Here is a 17,706-nt window from a genome sequence, read left to right as displayed (position 1 = left end):
TCAACGGTCCCGCTATTCTAGCGCCGGACCCGCCGAAAAGGTTGATCCTGCTCATGAGCCAAGCCCCCCTCGTCCTGGTGGACGGTTCTTCTTACCTGTACCGCGCCTTTCACGCGCTGCCGCCGCTGACCACCTCCAAAGGCCTGCCGACCGGCGCGGTCAAGGGCGTGTTGAACATGCTCAAGAGCCTGCGCAAGCAGTATCCGGACAGTCCGTTCGCCGTGGTGTTCGACGCCAAGGGTGGGACTTTTCGCGATGACATGTACGCCGAATACAAGGCCAACCGTCCGAGCATGCCTGACGACATGCGCGTGCAGATCGAGCCGCTGCACCAGAGCGTGATCGCCCTGGGCTTCCCGCTGCTGTGCGTCGAAGGCGTCGAGGCCGATGACGTGATCGGCACCCTGGCCCGCAGCAGTGCGGCGGCGGATCGTCCGGTGATCATCTCCACCGGTGACAAGGACATGGCGCAACTGGTCGACGGTCACATTACCTTGGTCAACACCATGACCGGTAGCAGCATGGACGTGGAGGGCGTGAAGGAGAAATTCGGCGTCGCTCCCGAACAGATCATCGATTATCTGGCGCTCATGGGCGATTCGTCCGACAACATTCCGGGTGTTCCGGGTATCGGTCCCAAGACCGCGTCCGGCCTGCTGGTGGGTGTGAACGGCGGCCTGACCGAACTCTATTCGCAACTCGACATCGTGCCGACCCTGCCGATTCGTGGCGCCAAGACCCTGCCGGCCAAACTTGAAGAGCACAAGGAGATGGCATTCCTCTCCTATCAACTGGCTACGATCAAGGTCGACGTGCCACTGGACATCGGTCTCGATGACCTGCAAATGGGCGCGGAAGATCCGGACAAGCTTTTCGAGCTCTACACCCTGCTGGAGTTCAAGAGCTGGCTGAACGATCTGCAACGGGACGCCAAGCGTAGCGAACTGAGCAGCGCTGCCGAGCCTGAGCCGGCCGTTGATCTGTTCAGCGCCGTCGAGGCCGAGGCACCGGTCGTGGCCGCTGACGCCCAATATGAAACCATCCTTGATCAGGCGCGGTTCGATGCCTGGCTGGAAAAACTGAAAAACGCCAAACTGTTTGCCTTCGACACCGAAACCACCGGCATCGATGCGCAGCAGGCACGACTGGTGGGCCTGTCATTCGCGGTTCAGGCCAACGAAGCGGCGTACATCCCGTTGACCCACTCCTACATCGGCGTGCCGCAACAGCTGGACCGCGACACTGTTCTGCGTGCGCTCAAGCCGATTCTGGAGGACCCGAACAAACTCAAGGTCGGCCAGCACGCCAAGTTCGACATGAACATCCTGGCCAACTGCGCCATCGGCGGCGATCAGGACAACGGCATTACCGTGCGTGGCATCGCCTTCGACACCATGCTTGAGTCCTACGTGCTCAACTCCACGGCCACGCGCCATGACATGGACAGCCTGGCGCAGAAGTACCTGGACCACACCACGGTGAGTTTCCAGGACATCGCCGGCAAAGGCGTGAAACAGCTGACGTTCGATCAGATCGCCCTGGAGCAGGCCGGGCCTTACGCCGCCGAAGATGCGGATATCACCTTGCGTCTGCACCAGACTCTCTTCGAAAAACTGTCGGCCATTCCAAGTCTGGCCAGCGTGCTGACCGACATCGAAATCCCGCTGGTGCCGGTGCTGGCACGCATCGAGCGCCAGGGCGCTTTCGTCGACGCCGCCCTGCTGGGTGTGCAAAGCATCGAACTGGGCGACAAGATGGTGGCGCTGGAGCGTGAAGCCTTCGAGATTGCCGGCGAAGAGTTCAACCTTGGTTCGCCCAAGCAACTGGGCGTGATCCTTTACGAAAAGCTTGGCTTGCCGGTATTGAAGAAAACCGCCAAGGGCCAGCCATCCACCGCCGAAGAAGTGTTGGCCAAACTGGCCGAAGACGACTATCGATTGCCCAAAGTGCTCATGGAATACCGCTCCATGAGCAAGCTGAAAAGCACTTACACAGACCGTCTGCCGGAGCAGATCAACCCGCGTACCGGGCGGATCCATACCTCGTACCACCAGGCGGTGGCGTCTACCGGGCGGCTGTCCTCCAGCGATCCGAACCTGCAGAACATTCCAGTGCGCACCGCCGAAGGGCGTCGCATTCGCCAGGCCTTCGTGGCACCGGCAGGTTACAAGCTGCTGGCGGCGGACTATTCGCAGATCGAACTGCGGATCATGGCGCACCTTTCCCGGGACGAAGGGCTGATGAACGCCTTCCGCCACAATCTGGACGTGCACACCGCGACCGCCGCGGAAGTGTTCAAGGTCGAACTGGCGGACGTGACCTCCGATCAGCGCCGCAGCGCCAAGGCGATCAACTTCGGACTGATCTATGGCATGGGGGCGCAGAAGCTCGGCAAGGACATCGGCGTCGACACCAAGACCGCCAAGGCTTACATCGATACCTACTTCACCCGCTATCCCGGCGTTCGCCAGTACATGGAGCGCACCCGTGCGCAGGCGGCGGAACAAGGTTACGTGGAGACACTCTTCGGACGTCGCCTGTACCTGCCGGACATCAACTCCAACAAGCCGCAAGAGCGCGCCGCCGCGGAACGCACGGCGATCAACGCACCGATGCAAGGCACCGCTGCGGACATCATCAAGAAAGCCATGGTTGCAGTGGATAACTGGCTGACCGCGTCTGGCCTCGACGCCAAAGTCATTTTGCAGGTGCACGATGAGCTGGTGCTTGAGGTGCGTGAAGACCTGGTCGACCAGGTTCGCGATGAAATTCGCGTACACATGAGCGAGGCCGCGAAACTGGATGTGCCGTTGCTGGTCGAAGTGGGTGTCGGAAATAACTGGGATGAGGCTCACTGAGCCTTCTTGTAGGAGCGAGCTTGCTCGCGATGGAGTGTCAGACACATCGATTTCGACTGTAATTCCATCGTCGGAACGCCGCCCGGAGCAAGCTCGCTCCTACAGAAAATTGTCGTGTTCTGCTGCGGCATAGTGCCGCGGCAGAAGGGCGCAACTCGCTTAGTCCGGAAGGCGCTTAGAGTTATTTCAAAGCCATTTGAAAAAAATCTGAACTAATCTTGTGAACCACCACTCAGAGTTACTGAATGGCTGGTGAAGCCCTTCGATGCTCCTATGTTGTGTTAAGTGTTGGCAGATATCTGGACCCCGCCCTAGCGGTCTAGAGCTTGAACCCCGGAACTTCTCCCTCCCCATATGAAGTCCGGGGTTTTTTTTGCCTGCAAAAAAAGCTGCCTGGGGCGACCCAGGCAGCTTTCGCTGCTTACTGGGCCTCTACTTCGGCACCCTTGTCCGCCAGCTCCATCCATCCAGCCAGTACGGTGTAGGCATCTTCCAGGCCCATGCGTTTCGGGGCCGAGAACAGCTGGATCGTCACGAGATCACCCCAGCCCTTGCGGATTTCTGCCTGAACCTTGAGCAGCGTGTTCTTGGCCGCGCCATAGGTCAGCTTGTCCGCTTTGGTCAGCAGAATGTGCATCGGCATACCGGCAGCCACGGCCCAGTCGAGCATCAGCAGGTCGAAATCGGTCATCGGATGGCGGATGTCCATCATCAGGATCAGACCTTTCAAACTCTCGCGACCACCCAGATATGCCTCCAGGTGACGCTGCCAGTGTTGCTTGAGCGGGATCGGTACTTTTGCATAACCGTAGCCCGGCAGGTCGACCAGACGGCGTTCATCGTCTAGCTTGAAGAAGTTCAACAGTTGCGTGCGCCCCGGGGTTTTCGAGGTGCGCGCCAGGCTGGCGTGGGTCAGGGTGTTCAAGGCACTCGACTTGCCGGCGTTGGAACGCCCGGCGAAGGCGACTTCGAAGCCCTCGTCATCCGGACATTGGTCGACTTTGGCGGCGCTGAGCATGAAGGTGGACTGTTGGCACAGACCGAGGATGGGATTCTTGAGTTGCATGGGATTTCCGATGTGGGCGGCGCCAGGAATGGGGGCGGCAAGCAGTGTCGCTTCCGTTTCAGTGACGCCAGTATATAATGCCGCAGATTTTGTGTGCGCTTTGTCCCAGCGTAGGATGAAGTTCACGAGAGCGACAGACCTTGATTGCGCACTAGAACGCAGCACGCTCTCAACCCTGAAAAGGTCGTTTTATGACGAAATGGCTGCTAGCTGCCGGTGTCTTGATGCCGCTTTACAGCGCTCAGGCTACACAGGATCCGCAAGCTGTGTACAACCGTGTTTGTGGTGCCTGTCATTCCGGCCAACTCCCCATGGCGCCGAAAAAAGGCGATCAGGAAGCTTGGGCGCCGAGGTTGGCGAAAGGTATGGAGACGCTGGTGCAACACGTGACCCAGGGTTTCAAGGCGATGCCGCCGCGTGGTTTGTGCATGGACTGCAGTGCCGAGGATTACCAAGCCATCATCCTTTGGATGAGCGAGTAAGCCCGGTCCATAACTCTTAACCCTTAGCCGTAGTTGGATTAGCTGATGAAGAAATTGATCGTGAGTCTGCTGTTGACCGTGGGCATCTCCGGCATGGCCCATGCTGCAGGTGAGGCAGTACAACCGGGTGATGCAAAAGCCGGCCAGGCCAAAGCTGCCGTCTGTGGCGCCTGCCACGGCCCGGATGGCAACAGCATGGCGCCAAACTTTCCAAAACTGGCAGGTCAGGGTGAACGCTACCTGACCAAGCAATTGCACGACATCAAGTCGGGCAAGCGCACCGTTCTGGAAATGACCGGTCTGCTGACCAACCTGAGCGATCAGGACCTGGCGGACATCGCCGCCTACTTCGCCAGCCAGAAAGGCAGTGTCGGCGCCGCCGATCCGAAAGTTGTCGCTCGCGGTGAAGCCCTGTTCCGTGGCGGTGACCTGGCCAAGGGGATGCCAGCTTGCACCGGGTGCCATTCGCCAAATGGCGCAGGTAACGCAGCTGCCGGTTTCCCGCACCTTGGCGGCCAGCACGCTCAATACATCGCCAAGCAACTGACCGACTTCCGCAAGGAAGAAGGCGGCCGCAACAACGACGGCGATGCCAAGACCATGCAGACCATTGCCAAGAAGTTGAGCGACGAAGACATCGCTGCGGTGTCCAGCTACATTCAAGGCCTGCACTAAGGCCGGCGGATCGGGTGTTGAACAGGGTGCTTATCGCCTGCAACGTTAACGCTCGATTAATCCGTGACAGCAAGTATAAAAAGGGTGGCCTTGGCCGCCCTTTTTTGTGGCCGCTGCCGTTACACTACAGAACTCAAGCCCGCCAGGATCTGTCTGAAAACAAGTCGCGCGAGGCGATAAAATTTGTCCAGGAGTAAAGCATGCGTAATCTGATCATCAGCGCCGTTTTTGCCGCTGCCAGCCTGTTCGGCATGACCGCCCAGGCTGCTGAAGCCCCCGCCGCACCATATGTGGAACTGAGCAATCCGGTTCCGGTCGCTGTGCCTGGCAAGATCGAAGTGGTAGAGCTGTTCTGGTACGGCTGCCCGCATTGCTACGCCTTCGAGCCGGTGATCAATCCGTGGGCGGAGAAGCTGCCTTCGGATGTGAACTTCGTCCGCATCCCTGCGATGTTCGGTGGCCCGTGGGACGCCCACGGTCAGATGTTCCTGACCCTTGAAGCCATGGGTGTCGAGCACAACGTTCACGCCGCGGTGTTCAACGCGATTCAGAAAGAACACAAGAAACTGACCGACAAGGATGACATGGCCGACTTCCTCGCTACCCAAGGCGTGGACAAGGACAAGTTCCTCGCGACCTTCGACTCTTTCGCTATCAAAGGTCAGATCGTCAAGGCGCGTGAACTGGCCAAGAAGTATGAAATCACCGGCGTTCCAACCATGATCGTCAACGGCAAGTACCGGTTTGACGTGGGTTCTGCCGGCGGTGCCGAACAGGCCCTGCAACTGGCCGACAAACTGATCGACAAAGAGCGGGCGGCTAACAAGGCTGCCGCCAACTAAGGGCAGTCACTGCCATGCGCCGATGGGGTACTGAACGCGTCGTTGGCCGGCATGATCCGCGGGTCAACGAGCATCATCTGGAGTCCACGGGCCTGCCCGTAGACAGTCGTCTGCGCTTGCTCAGCTTCAATATCCAGGTCGGCATCAGTACCGAGCGTTATCGGCATTACCTGACCCGGGGCTGGCAGCATCTGCTGCCGCACACCGGGCGTGCAGACAATCTGCAGAAAATCGGCAATCTGCTGGGCGATTTCGATCTGGTCGCCTTGCAGGAAGCCGATGGCGGCAGCCTGCGGTCAGGCTACGTCAATCAAGTCGAACACCTGGCCCAGCTCGGCGCCTTCCCCTACTGGTATCAACAACTCAATCGCAACCTTGGTCGCCTGGCCCAGCACAGCAATGGCGTGCTCAGTCGATTGCGCCCCTGGGCCATTGAAGATCATCCGTTGCCGGGGCCAAAAGGTCGCGGAGCCATTCTGGTACGGTTCGGCGAAGGCCCTGAAGCGCTAGTGGTGGTCATGATGCACCTGGCCTTGGGCGCCCGGGCGCGTAGCCTGCAACTGGCCTACATCCGCGATCTGATTGGCGATTACAAACACCAGGTACTGATGGGCGACATGAATACCCATGCCAGTGACCTGCTGCAAAACTCCGCGTTGCGCGATCTCGGCCTGCTTGCGCCACAACTGGAAGCGACGTTTCCCAGTTGGCGCCCGCAGCGCTGCCTGGACCATATCCTGCTAAGCCCGAGCCTGACCCTGGAAAAGGTCGAGGTGCTGGCACAGCCCATTTCCGATCACCTGCCGGTCGCGGTAGAGATTCGTCTGCCGGGTTCGCTCACGGCCGATGCATTGCCCGCGTTGAGTCCTGCCCTTCGCGGATCCCATGAATGAGCGACGAAGCACAGCGCTGGAAAGAGAAATACCTCAAAAGCATCGAACAACAGGAAAAGCTCGAACGTCGCTGGGACGCGCGGCTCGACTTGCTGCGTCGTGGGCTGGTGCGCAGCACCCTGGCGGCGGAAGGTACCGACCGCGCCGTTGACCAATGCATGAAGGAAATGCGTGAGGTCGTGCGTACCGACGACATGGACGCCGGCCTGGCCGCGCTGATTCCGCGCTTGGAAAAAGCCGTGCTCGACTCTGAACAGCGTCGGGAAACCCGGGTCAACCAGACCAGTGCCGCCCTGACTGCGCTGGTCACTCAACTGCAAACATTGCCACTGCCACGGGATGTGAGCCGGCCACTCAAGAGTTTCGCCAAGCAGCTGGAGGCGCGGGTCAGTCAGGCACGTGAGATACCCTTGTTGCTCAGCGAGCTGAGTGGTTTGCAAGGCAAGGCCCTGAGCCAGCTGGAAACCCCGGCGGAACCCGATCGACCTGGCTTGCTGCAGCGGTTGTTCGGGGGGCGTGAAGCGCAGGAGACGTTGGCCTCAACGGCTACTTCTCCTGCCTTGGCTGCCCCTGTAACCGAGAGCACTGTGGCGATTATCGAGTCGGCCCCATTCGTGATCGAGCCAGCAATCTGCGAGGTTCCCGTCGCCGAGCGAGTTGAAGACGACTCCGTGCCGACTGAGCCAGCCGTGGCTTTTGCACCTCCGGCTGCGGAGCCTCGACCAGCCAACTCAGCCGCGGCAGAAGTCGAATCGGCCGAGAAACCGACCCCGGAAACCGTCGCGACGCCTCCTGAGTCGGTACCAAACCCCGACGAGCTGACCGTGCAAGCATCGACGGATAGTGTGCCCGTACCTCCGATTACGACGCAGGACGTGGTCGCCACCGATCAGGCGCCATCCGGGCACGACATTCTCTACGCACTCCCGGACTCCCCCGAGCCCTCCTACAGTTCGGTGGCCAGCCACATCGAAGACACGCTGCTAGGGCTGCTCGAAGACCTGACATTGCCCGAACGTTATCGTCCGCAAGCCGAATCCATGCGCGATCGTCTGAAAAACGGTTTGAACTGGTACGAGTTGCTGCCGATCCTCGACGACTTCGCCACGTTGATGCTGGCCATTACCGACAGCGGCCAGCATGAGTTCGAAGCCTATCTACAACGATTGAACGAACGCCTCGAATCGTTCCAGAGCAACTTGCAGGCCGCCACCGCAGGGCACGCCGACAACCGTTCGGCTGCGCGGCAGATGGACACGCAGATCCGCGAACAGGTCGATGGCTTGCAAAGCAGCATGCAGGAAGCCGCGGACCTGGAAGATCTCAAGCACGTCCTGGAAAACCATCTCGAAGGCTTGCTGGGCACCATGGACCAGCACCAGAAACAGCGCGATGAGCGCGAGCAAGAGGTTGCTGCGCGCTTGCACAGCCTGGCCGAGCGGGTTGCCCATATGGAGCAGGAGGCCCAGGGTTACCGTGAGCACCTTGAAGAGCAGCGTCAGAAGGCATTGGTCGACCCGTTGACCGGTCTGCCCAACCGCGCGGCCTGGAGCGAGCGCCTGGACCATGAAGTCACACAATGGCAGCAACATGGCAACACGCTGCTGCTGGCCATGCTGGACCTCGATCATTTCAAGCGTATCAATGATAACTACGGGCACCTGGCCGGTGACAAAGTGCTGAAAATCATCGCCAGCGTGTTGTGCAAGCGTTTGCGCGGGACGGATTTCATTGCGCGGTTTGGCGGCGAAGAGTTTGTTCTGTTAATGCCATCCACGGTGCCGGCGGCGGGGTTGAAGTTGCTGGAAAGCTTGCGTGCCTCGATTGAGGCCTGTCCGTTCCACTTCAAGGGAGAGCCGGTGACCATCACCGTGTCCATCGGAATGACGGCGTTCAGGCAGGGAGAGCACGGCGATCAAGCGCTTAAAAGAGCCGATCAGGCGCTGTATCGCGCAAAAAATGCCGGCCGCAACCGCGTGGAGCCAGGCTGATCGTCAATTGTTCCATTTTGTTTGATTGCCGTCCGTCCGCCAGGCATTACGTTACACTGTTGCATTATTGTCTTGTGTGTACTGCCTTCGCCATGAAATATTTTGCTCTGATCGCGTCACTGATTCTGCTGGCCGGCTGCGCCAGCGGTCCCCGTATTGACACCAGCCATCCTTCAGCCAATTACGACAGCCGTGTGCAGTTCGTGGTGGTGCATTACACCAACGCCTCGCTGGAGCGTTCGTTGCAACTGCTTACCCACGGTGAAGTCAGCAGCCATTACCTGATCGGCGACGACAAGGGCGCCACCATCTACAAGCTGATGGATGAAAATGTGCGCGCCTGGCACGCCGGGGAGAGCGAGTGGAATGGCCGTACCTGGCTGAACTCCAGTTCCATCGGTATCGAAATCGTCAACCCGGGCTTCGAGGACACGCCGACCGGGCGCGTGTGGTATCCCTATACCGAAGATCAGGTCCAGTCGTTGATCGTGTTGCTCAAGGACATCAGCAAACGTCACGGCATAAAGCCTCGCGACATCATTGGCCATAGCGATATTGCACCATTGCGCAAGCTGGACCCGGGGCCGCTGTTCCCCTGGAAGCGTCTGGCCGCCGAAGGTTTGGGCCTCTGGCCGAATGAACAGTCGGTGGCGCGCCAGCAAATGTTGTTCGCCGAGCAGTTGCCGAGCATCAGCTGGTTTCAGGCGCAGTTGACCCGCTTGGGTTATGCCTCGCCACAAACCGGCGAGCTCGATGTCGCGACACGGCATGTGATAGCGGCATTCCAGATGCATTTCCGTCCGGCGCGCTTCGACGGCACTCCGGATGCGCAAACTGCAGCGCTACTTTTGGTGTTGAATCAGTCAAAATAATGACACCGCCAGACGGTGCGGGCGTTTTCCCAATCAGCAGCTATAACTCATTGGTAATCCTTCGGATATTACACAATGCCTGCTGCTCGAGAGACCTTCCGTAGTTGGTTCCATCGCCCCTGGTTTCTGGGGCTGATATCTGCTGTCTTGAGCGCAACGTTACTGATGGCCGGCAGCCTGTTCGTCGCCATTCACCAGGTCGAGCAAAACGAAAGCGAAGAAATGAATGCTCAGGGTGAGCGCTTCCTCGCCCGCCTGGAACAGCTCTTCGGGCAACTACGCGAAAGCCTTGATGACCTTGAAGCGCAGCCGTTGCGTGGCTGCGATGCGGAAATGATCGCGACCTTGCAACAGGTTACGTTCAATTATCGCTTCGTCTACGAAGCTGCCTATATGGACTCCTCGCGAATCTGCTCCAATCGCCCTCGCCAGGAAGGGCTGTCACTGAGTCGATCGCCAGACATCAAAGGCCCGACTTACAGCTATTGGCTCAACACCACCACCGAACCCGACGAAAACCGCGCCGCGCTGATGCTCGGGCGCGGGAATTTCCGGGTCGCGACCTCTCGCGGGCATTTGACCGATATGGTCGACCTGTCGCCGGGCAGCAGTCTGCTGGTGGTCCTTGACCATGGCGCGCGCGCGATTCCGGTGCTGGGCGCTTCTCAGGTCTGGCCGCCGGCCGAGACCTGGCCACCGAGAAACCGTGATGCGCTGCAGATAACCCAGACACGCCTGATATACCGCATGCCCACTGACAATCCGGAATATCAATTGGTGTTGATCAGCCCGCGCAGCGGCATGCATATCCCGGCGGTCTGGTGGTGGCTGCTGCCGGCCAGCCTCACACTGGGCATATGCGTTGGGTTCCTGGTGTTTCTGCTGGTGCGCCAGCGGCAGTCGCTGGACGCCGAACTGACCGGCGCGATTCGCCGTGGCGAGTTGCAGGTGCTGTATCAACCGATCTTCGACCTCGATAGCCGCAACTGTGTCGGGGCTGAAGCGCTGCTACGCTGGCGCAGGCCGGACGGTACTCTGACCAGTCCCGACCTGTTCATCCCAATGGCGGAGAACACCGGGCAGATTCGCCAGATGACAGACTTCGTCCTGCAACGCCTGCTCGAGCAACTCGGCCAGTTGCTGCGTGCCAACCCGCAACTGTACATCTCGGTCAATCTCGCGGCGTGTGATGTGATGGTTCCGCGGATTGGTCAGGTGATGGCGCGGCTGCTGACCCTGCACCGTGTCGCTGCGCAGCAAATTGCCTTTGAGGTCACCGAGCGCGGGCTGGTGGATGTAGTGGTGGCCCGGGAAAACCTGCAATCGTTACGGGATGTCGGGCACCAGGTGTTGATCGATGACTTTGGTACCGGCTATTGCAGCCTCGCCTATTTGCAAACCCTGCCGGTGGATTGCCTGAAAATCGACAAGGCGTTCATCGATGCGTTGGGCCATGACGCCGCCAGCAGTGGTGTGGCCCCGCACATCATTCACATGGCCCAGTCGCTGCACCTGAAGGTGATTGCCGAAGGCATCGAACATGAGGCCCAGGTCGAATTCCTCAGCAGTGAAGGCGTGAAGTTCGGCCAGGGGTGGCTGTTCGCCCGTGCGCTGAGCGCCGTGCAGTTCATTGAATTGATAACCCGGGGCCGACGCCTGGCGGGCGCTGGCCGACGTCTGGATGACGAGACGTGAAGGTGAGCTAAACGGTCAGCGCCATGTAGAACTGAGTACCTTGCCCTGGCCGGGAGTAGACGCCCATGCGCCCGCCATGCAATTGCACGATTTCCTTGCACAAGGCCAGGCCGAGCCCGGCCCCGCCCTTCTTGCGTCCGACCTGTACGAACGGCTCGAAGATCCGCCCCTGTTGACCGTAGGCGATGCCTTCGCCGTTGTCCTCGACACTGATGATGACCCGGTCGCCGTGGCGCCGGGCCTGCAGGCGTATCCGCCCGCCGGAGCCGGTGTGACGCAAGGCATTGTCGAGCAAGTTGTCGAGTACCCGGTCCAGTTGTGCCTGGTCGGCCTGTAACCGTGGCAAAGGCCCCTGCACTTCCACCAGCAGACTGATTTCCTTCTCTTCGGCCGATGTGGCAAAGCGCGATTGAGCCTGTTCCAGCAATGCCTCGATGGAACACGGCGCCAGAGTGAGTTTCTGCAACCCGTTCTGGTAACGGGAGAAATTCAGCAGGTCATTGATCAACTGCATCAGCCGCTGCATCTCTTCATTCACAGTATCGAGCAGGTCGGCTTCCCGGGAATCCGGGGCAAAGTGAACGCGCTCGCGGAACAATCCGAAAGCCATGTGCATGCCGGTGACCGGTGTGCGCAATTCATGGGAGGCGCGCAATACAAATTCGCTGCGTACCCGTTCGAAGGCACGCTGTTCCGTGACGTCATGCAGCACCATCACGGCGCCGAGAATGTGTCCCTGGGTATGGCTTACCGGGGTCAGGCTATAAGTCAGTAGTCGCGACTCGCCATCGACTTCGACACTCAAGTCTTCCGGTGCCCGCTCCAGCGTACCGCCGCGCAGCACCAGTTGCAGCTGCTCATCGAGCTCGGGGCGCTCCAGCGCCGTGCCCAACCCCTGACCCAGACGATCGGACTCCCAGCCCAACTGGCGCTGGGCCACAGGGTTAAGGTGTTCCAGATTGCCTTGGCGGTCGATCATCAGCAGTCCGTCGTCGATGCTGTCGAGCACGGCCTGCAAACGCTGCTGACCGGCCAGCAGTTCATCGACGTTAGTGGCCTGATGTTCACGCAGCGCTTGGGCCATGATCCCGAAACGCCGGGTCAACTGGTTCAGCTCCACCGCCGAAGAGATCGGCAGGGTGACATCGTAATTGCCCTGGCCGATATTGTCCGCCGCCTTGACCAAAGCCTCGATCGGCTCCCCGAAGCGCCGGGCGATGGCCTGCGCGGTCACGAAGCCGACGATCAGCACCGCCAGCCCCACCAGGCCAAGCAACCCGGCAATCAGCTGCGCCTGCTCCCGGGCCTGACGCTCGGTATCGTTGATGTTATCCAGTGCGCGCTTGTGCTCGGCGATCAGGCCATTGCGTAGCGCGTTGAATTTTTCCGTCAGGTTGCCGTGGCTGCCGAGCGCATTCGACGGGTCCGGGGACGTTTCATAAGCCTGTATAAAGCGCTCGTAGTCGGCCTTGGCTTTTCTGAAGCCGTACTCGCCTGCGGACTGTTCTGGCTCCTGGGCGATGCCTTCCTCCAGCAGTTCGAAGTAATGCTGCTTCGAGGCGGCGAAAGCGGCGGAGTCAGGTTTTTCGCTGAGCATGATGATCAGTTGATCACCCAGGATCTGACGCAGCTTGAGCCCCAGGTCCAGAGTGACGAAGTTGTTGCGGGTGGGCATTTCCTGGCTGCCGGCCATCTGCATCACGCTGACCAGCCCGAGCAAGAGCCCGAGCAACGCGATGGTCATCAGTGCGGAGATGCTCAGGAATAGCCGGGTCCGCAATTTCATCGCCAGTTTCATCCGCTGTTGCTCACAAGTTGTACTGTTTGCGTTTGCGGTACAGCGTCGAGGCGTCGATGCCCAGGGTTTTCGCCGCTTGATCCAGGGTGTCGGCGGTGGCGAGGACCGCGCCGATGTGAGCTTTCTCCAGCTCATCCAGGCTCAGTGCCGCGCCGATACGCGGTGCGTTGTGGACCGGGGTTTCGGCCATGCCCAGATGACTGATCTCGACCCGCTCCTGCGGACAGATGATGCTCGCCCGCTCGATCACGTTGCGTAGCTCACGGATGTTGCCCGGCCAACGATAGCCCAGCAGCGCTTCCCGGGCCTCGTCGCTGAAGGCGCGCGCGGGACGGGCGTATTCCTTGACGAAGCGTGCGAGGAAGCGATCGGCGAGGTTGAGAATATCTTCGCGGCGTTCGCGTAGCGGTGGCAGGTGCAAGGTAATGACATTCAGGCGGTAGAGCAGGTCTTCACGGAAACGACCGTCGCGGGCCATGTCCTCAAGGTTGAGGTTGGTGGCCGCAAGGATGCGCACATCGGCGCGACGGGTCACCGGATCACCAACGCGCTCATATTCCTTGTCTTGAATGAAACGCAGCAACTTCGGCTGCAATGTCAGGGGAAAGTCGCCGATCTCGTCGAGAAACAGCGTACCGCCGTCAGCCTGGTTGACTCGGCCCAAGGTGCTTTCGCTGGCACCGGTGAAGGCGCCACGGCTGTGGCCGAAAAGTTCGCTTTCCATGAGTTCAGCGTTCAGCGACGGGCAGTTGATCGTGACGCAGGATTTCTTCGCGCGTTTGCTCCAGCCGTGAATGGCTTGGGACAGTTCGCCCTTGCCGGTACCGGATTCACCAAGAATCAGGATATTGGCATCGGTCGTGGCAACCTGGCGGGCGGTTTCGAGTACCACTTTCATGGCCGGGCTGTGGGAGTCCAGACCATCCTGGGGCTTGCGTACTTCACCTTCCAGGGCTTCCAGTCGCGCCGACAGTTGCCGCACTTCCAGTTGCTTGGCGGTTGCCAGCCGCAATTGATCGGGGCTGCACGGTTTGACCAGATAGTCGGCGGCACCGGCCTGAATCGCATCCACTGCGGTGTCGACGGCAGAGTGCGCAGTGACGATCACCACCCGCATCCAGGGCGCCTGAATACGCATCTGGGCCAGCACATCGAGGCCGTTGTCTTCACCCAGACGCAAATCGAGGAAGCACAGGTCGAAGACCTGTCGCTGCAACAGGGCTTCTGCCTGCGCGGCGCTGGTAGCGGTGGCCACGCTGTAGCCTTCGTCTTCGAGGCAATAACGGAAAGTACGCAGGATGGCGGACTCATCATCCACCAGCAGAATGCGGCCTTGATGCTCCGTGGCTGATTCCATTTTCCTACGCTCCTTAATGAATAATCTTTATTTAGTCTCAGAGAAATCGGGCAAGTTGCATGATTGATTCTGAGCCATTCCTGTCATGGCAGGATAGCTTTCATCCCATGTATCGCTTTGCCACCTGATTTCGCCGGTCCTTTAATGGATGCCCGGTTTCCTACAAAAACCAGCGTGTATTTCTGACATCCGCGCCCTCCTCTCAATTCAAAAAATTTACGCCTTCCTTCAAACGAATCGTGCAATACGCACGACCGCGCAAGTGGCATCGTGCAGGATGCGTGCAAAGTGATTTCTTTTATGGTCTTAAGATATTGAAATTCAAGGAAATTAAATCGAGTCAAAGCTGGCATGCGGGCTGCAATTGTCTGGTTGACCAGGGCATTCAAAATCCAGCGCCCGCTATCGAATACCGACCCGAGTGGCAGGAGCTCCAGGATGAACCTTCAACGTGCCACCCACCGGCGCCTTTCGCCTGTGCATATCCAGCAAGGACTGTTTGCTGTACTGGCGCTGTTGATCACCCTGATCGGCGGCCAGCAGTTTCAACGCTGGGAACAGGGCCAGCAGCCTGAAGCGCCACGTCTGTCGATTCAGCGCCCGACCCAAACCCATTTCAGCGCAGTCAGCAGCGGTCAGGCCGATAGCACCCCGATGCGCATGATGGATGTCGACCAGGTCGGGCCTGTGGGTGAGATACGTTATCAGGAGCATTGGGTGTTCTAGGTAAAACTTCCGCGCACCCAATGCGCCGGGAAACGCGGCACCTCTAAACAGAAACGTAAGGAGAATTACCATGTTGAGTTGGGCAATCACATTCCTGGTTATCGCCATCGTCGCTGCCGTACTGGGTTTCGGCGGTATCGCGGGCACCGCCACAGGTATCGCCAAGATTCTGTTTGTCGTGTTCCTGGTGATGTTCGTTGTTTCCTTCTTCTTTGGCCGTCGCGGTCAAAGCTGACATGAACGGTTTGTTCAAGAAACTGGCAGCCGCCCTGTTGATGGAGCAACTGAAGAAAGATCCGAACGGGTACTGAGTTCGCACATGAGGGGGGCCACAGCGCCTCTTTCCACCTGCGTCACCTGATGAGGGCTGGCGCATGACCAAGGGGTCGGGACGTTCTGCCTGTTTCAGGGGCGGAGTGACCTACGGGTACAGGGAGTGCCTGCGCAAGGGCCGGGTCAGGAAAAGCTGCTGCGCAAGTTCGCCGGCCCGTCATGGCTCGACGGGCTTGCGAAGGGCTTGATCACGCAACACATTGAAATAGAGCGTTCGTCTCGGTGTCATCACCGTTATCGCGTCCTTGTCCTGGTTACGTCGGAAAATACTTTTCCCGGTGTTTCACCGGCGACCGTATATCGAGAAAAATCACCTTTTTTTGGCCGCGATTTTTCGCTTCGTTCTGCGGGATTCTGCTGAAAAATCAACCCACGGCCACTGCTCAAAAAACACTCGATCTGCCCTGTAATGACCGGTTCACGGCACTTATGCCTGCCGAAATGTCGTATTCGAACCGGTTGGGACGCACCTTTCACCTAAAAAACCTCATGCCGATTCGGCATAGGGTAGGCGTTTACAGCATTAGACGGCGCTCCCTTGCATCGGAATAGTTGCGCCTTTTTTCACCTGCCAGAGAGCCGTAAACACGCGTTCCGGGGCACCTTATACGGGGGCAGATGCACTAGACTTTTTCGCCATAAGCGTTCCAGTTCGCGCATCTCCCTGAGTCAAACAACAAAGTAAGGGTAAAGATATGAAGAAGGCAAAGCTTAGCCTCGCCTGGCAGATCCTCATCGGTCTGGTATTGGGGATTGCAATCGGTGCGCTGCTCAACCATTTCAGTGCCGAAAAAGCCTGGTGGATCAGCAACGTCCTGCAACCGGCAGGCGATATCTTTATCCGTCTGATCAAGATGATCGTGATTCCGATCGTCATCTCCTCCCTGATTGTCGGCATTGCCGGCGTCGGTGATGCCAAGAAGCTGGGGCGTATCGGCTTCAAGACCATTATTTACTTCGAGATCGTCACCACCATCGCTATCGTGGTCGGTCTGCTGCTGGCCAACCTGTTCCATCCGGGTGCAGGCATCGACATGAGCACCCTGGGTACTGTGGACATTTCCAAGTACCAGGCCACGGCGGCCGAGGTTCAGCATGAACACGCGTTCGTCCAAACCATCCTCAACCTGATCCCGTCGAACATCTTCGCGGCCATGGTTCGCGGCGAAATGCTGCCGATCATCTTCTTCTCTGTATTGTTCGGTCTCGGTTTGTCGAGCCTGCAGGCGGACCTGCGCGAGCCGCTGGTGAAGATGTTCCAGGGCGTATCGGAAAGCATGTTCAAGGTCACTCACATGATCATGAACTACGCCCCGATCGGCGTGTTCGCACTGATCGCGGTAACCGTGGCCAACTTCGGCTTCGCGTCGCTGATACCGCTGGCCAAACTGGTGATCCTGGTTTACGTCGCCATCGCCTTCTTCGCTTTCGTGGTCCTGGGCCTGATCGCTCGCCTGTTCGGCTTCTCGGTGATCAAGCTGATGCGCATCTTCAAGGATGAGCTGGTACTGGCCTACTCCACCGCCAGTTCCGAAACCGTGCTGCCGCGCGTGATCGAGAAGATGGAAGCCTACGGCGCGCCGAAAGCCATTTGCAGCTTCGTGGTGCCGACCGGTTACTCGTTCAACCTTGACGGTTCGACCCTGTACCAAAGCATTGCAGCGATCTTCATTGCCCAGCTGTATGGCATCGACCTGTCGATCAGCCAGCAACTGTTGCTGGTACTGACGTTGATGGTCACCTCCAAAGGCATCGCCGGCGTACCGGGCGTGTCCTTCGTGGTACTGCTGGCTACCCTGGGCAGCGTCGGTATTCCTCTGGAAGGCCTGGCGTTCATCGCCGGTGTCGACCGCGTCATGGACATGGCCCGTACCGCACTGAACGTGATCGGCAACGCCCTGGCTGTTCTGGTTATCGCTCGTTGGGAAGGGATGTACGACGACGCCAAGGGCCAGCGCTACTGGAACTCCCTGCCGCACTGGCGCAGCAAGGAAAAACTGCCGGCTGGTGAAATTTCCCGCAACTGATACAAATCCCCTGTAGGAGTGAGCCTGCTCGCGGTAGCGCAATATCAAACAACAGAGATGTTGAATGTACCGCCCTCATCGCGAGCAGGCT

The 17,706-nt window shown here is 59.1% G+C and carries 15 protein-coding genes; 11 read left to right on the top strand and 4 right to left on the bottom strand.

All coding sequences use genetic code 11. From position 1 onward, the window contains the following. Positions 1-53 precede the first annotated feature (53 nt). Positions 54-2,858, top strand: coding sequence for a DNA polymerase I (polA, locus tag KW849_RS23265; RefSeq protein WP_218431440.1), 2,805 nt, complete (start codon positions 54-56; stop codon positions 2,856-2,858). A gap of 421 nt (positions 2,859-3,279) precedes the next feature. On the opposite strand, the gene yihA is transcribed toward polA, so the two are convergent. Beyond that, positions 3,280-3,924, bottom strand: coding sequence for a ribosome biogenesis GTP-binding protein YihA/YsxC (gene yihA / locus KW849_RS23260; protein WP_008002192.1), 645 nt, complete (start codon positions 3,922-3,924; stop codon positions 3,280-3,282). Positions 3,925-4,115: 191 nt separating this feature from the next. Here yihA and KW849_RS23255 point away from each other — a divergent pair, with 191 nt between their 5' ends. The 7 genes from KW849_RS23255 (at position 4,116) to KW849_RS23225 (ending at position 11,374) form a co-directional block, all read left to right on the top strand. Next, positions 4,116-4,406: a cytochrome c5 family protein gene (locus tag KW849_RS23255; RefSeq protein ID WP_218431439.1), complete on the top strand. Its 291-nt coding sequence runs from the start codon at positions 4,116-4,118 to the stop codon at positions 4,404-4,406. 45 nt (positions 4,407-4,451) lie between these two features. Continuing rightward, on the top strand, positions 4,452-5,081 hold the full coding sequence (locus KW849_RS23250; protein WP_218431438.1) for a cytochrome c: 630 nt from the start codon (positions 4,452-4,454) through the stop codon (positions 5,079-5,081). Between the two features lie 200 nt (positions 5,082-5,281). Continuing rightward, the gene (locus KW849_RS23245; protein ID WP_218431437.1) at positions 5,282-5,923 is read left to right on the top strand and encodes a thiol:disulfide interchange protein DsbA/DsbL; all 642 of its coding nucleotides are present in this window, start codon (positions 5,282-5,284) and stop codon (positions 5,921-5,923) included. Positions 5,924-5,937: 14 nt separating this feature from the next. After that, the gene (locus KW849_RS23240) at positions 5,938-6,816 is read left to right on the top strand and encodes an endonuclease/exonuclease/phosphatase family protein (RefSeq protein ID WP_218431436.1); all 879 of its coding nucleotides are present in this window, start codon (positions 5,938-5,940) and stop codon (positions 6,814-6,816) included. Next, positions 6,813-8,807, top strand: a complete 1,995-nt coding sequence (locus KW849_RS23235; RefSeq protein ID WP_218431435.1) for a GGDEF domain-containing protein — start codon at positions 6,813-6,815, stop codon at positions 8,805-8,807. Before KW849_RS23240 ends, KW849_RS23235 begins: the two co-directional genes overlap by 4 nt. A 92-nt stretch (positions 8,808-8,899) precedes the next feature. Continuing rightward, the gene (locus KW849_RS23230) at positions 8,900-9,679 is read left to right on the top strand and encodes an N-acetylmuramoyl-L-alanine amidase (RefSeq protein WP_108218731.1); all 780 of its coding nucleotides are present in this window, start codon (positions 8,900-8,902) and stop codon (positions 9,677-9,679) included. A 75-nt stretch (positions 9,680-9,754) separates the two neighbouring features. After that, on the top strand, positions 9,755-11,374 hold the full coding sequence (locus tag KW849_RS23225; protein ID WP_218431434.1) for an EAL domain-containing protein: 1,620 nt from the start codon (positions 9,755-9,757) through the stop codon (positions 11,372-11,374). 7 nt (positions 11,375-11,381) lie between these two features. Here the strand turns inward: KW849_RS23225 and KW849_RS23220 are convergent, their stop codons facing one another. The 3 genes from KW849_RS23220 to KW849_RS23210 all read right to left on the bottom strand — a co-directional run bounded on the left by KW849_RS23220 (position 11,382) and on the right by KW849_RS23210 (position 14,918). Continuing rightward, on the bottom strand, positions 11,382-13,172 hold the full coding sequence (locus tag KW849_RS23220) for an ATP-binding protein (protein ID WP_218431433.1): 1,791 nt from the start codon (positions 13,170-13,172) through the stop codon (positions 11,382-11,384). A gap of 10 nt (positions 13,173-13,182) precedes the next feature. Next, positions 13,183-14,529 carry a sigma-54-dependent response regulator transcription factor AlgB gene (algB, locus tag KW849_RS23215; protein ID WP_218431432.1) on the bottom strand — a complete coding sequence of 449 codons (1,347 nt, stop codon included), beginning with the start codon at positions 14,527-14,529 and terminating at the stop codon, positions 13,183-13,185. A gap of 83 nt (positions 14,530-14,612) precedes the next feature. Next, on the bottom strand, positions 14,613-14,918 hold the full coding sequence (locus tag KW849_RS23210; protein WP_218431431.1) for a hypothetical protein: 306 nt from the start codon (positions 14,916-14,918) through the stop codon (positions 14,613-14,615). 49 nt (positions 14,919-14,967) lie between these two features. Between KW849_RS23210 and KW849_RS23205 the strand changes: the two genes are divergently transcribed. From KW849_RS23205 to gltP, 3 genes are all read left to right on the top strand, one after another. Continuing rightward, positions 14,968-15,255, top strand: coding sequence for a hypothetical protein (locus KW849_RS23205; protein WP_218431430.1), 288 nt, complete (start codon positions 14,968-14,970; stop codon positions 15,253-15,255). Between the two features lie 70 nt (positions 15,256-15,325). Further along, positions 15,326-15,490 carry a DUF1328 domain-containing protein gene (locus tag KW849_RS23200; RefSeq protein WP_218431429.1) on the top strand — a complete coding sequence of 55 codons (165 nt, stop codon included), beginning with the start codon at positions 15,326-15,328 and terminating at the stop codon, positions 15,488-15,490. 793 nt (positions 15,491-16,283) lie between these two features. Further along, on the top strand, positions 16,284-17,615 hold the full coding sequence (gene gltP / locus KW849_RS23195) for a glutamate/aspartate:proton symporter GltP (protein ID WP_218431428.1): 1,332 nt from the start codon (positions 16,284-16,286) through the stop codon (positions 17,613-17,615). The last annotated feature ends 91 nt before the right edge of the window (positions 17,616-17,706 follow it).

Source organism: Pseudomonas sp. PDM26 (genome assembly GCF_019219185.1).
GTDB lineage: Bacteria > Pseudomonadota > Gammaproteobacteria > Pseudomonadales > Pseudomonadaceae > Aquipseudomonas.
Note: the sequence above shows the minus strand (reverse complement) of the source record. Positions and strands in the feature narration are given on the sequence as shown.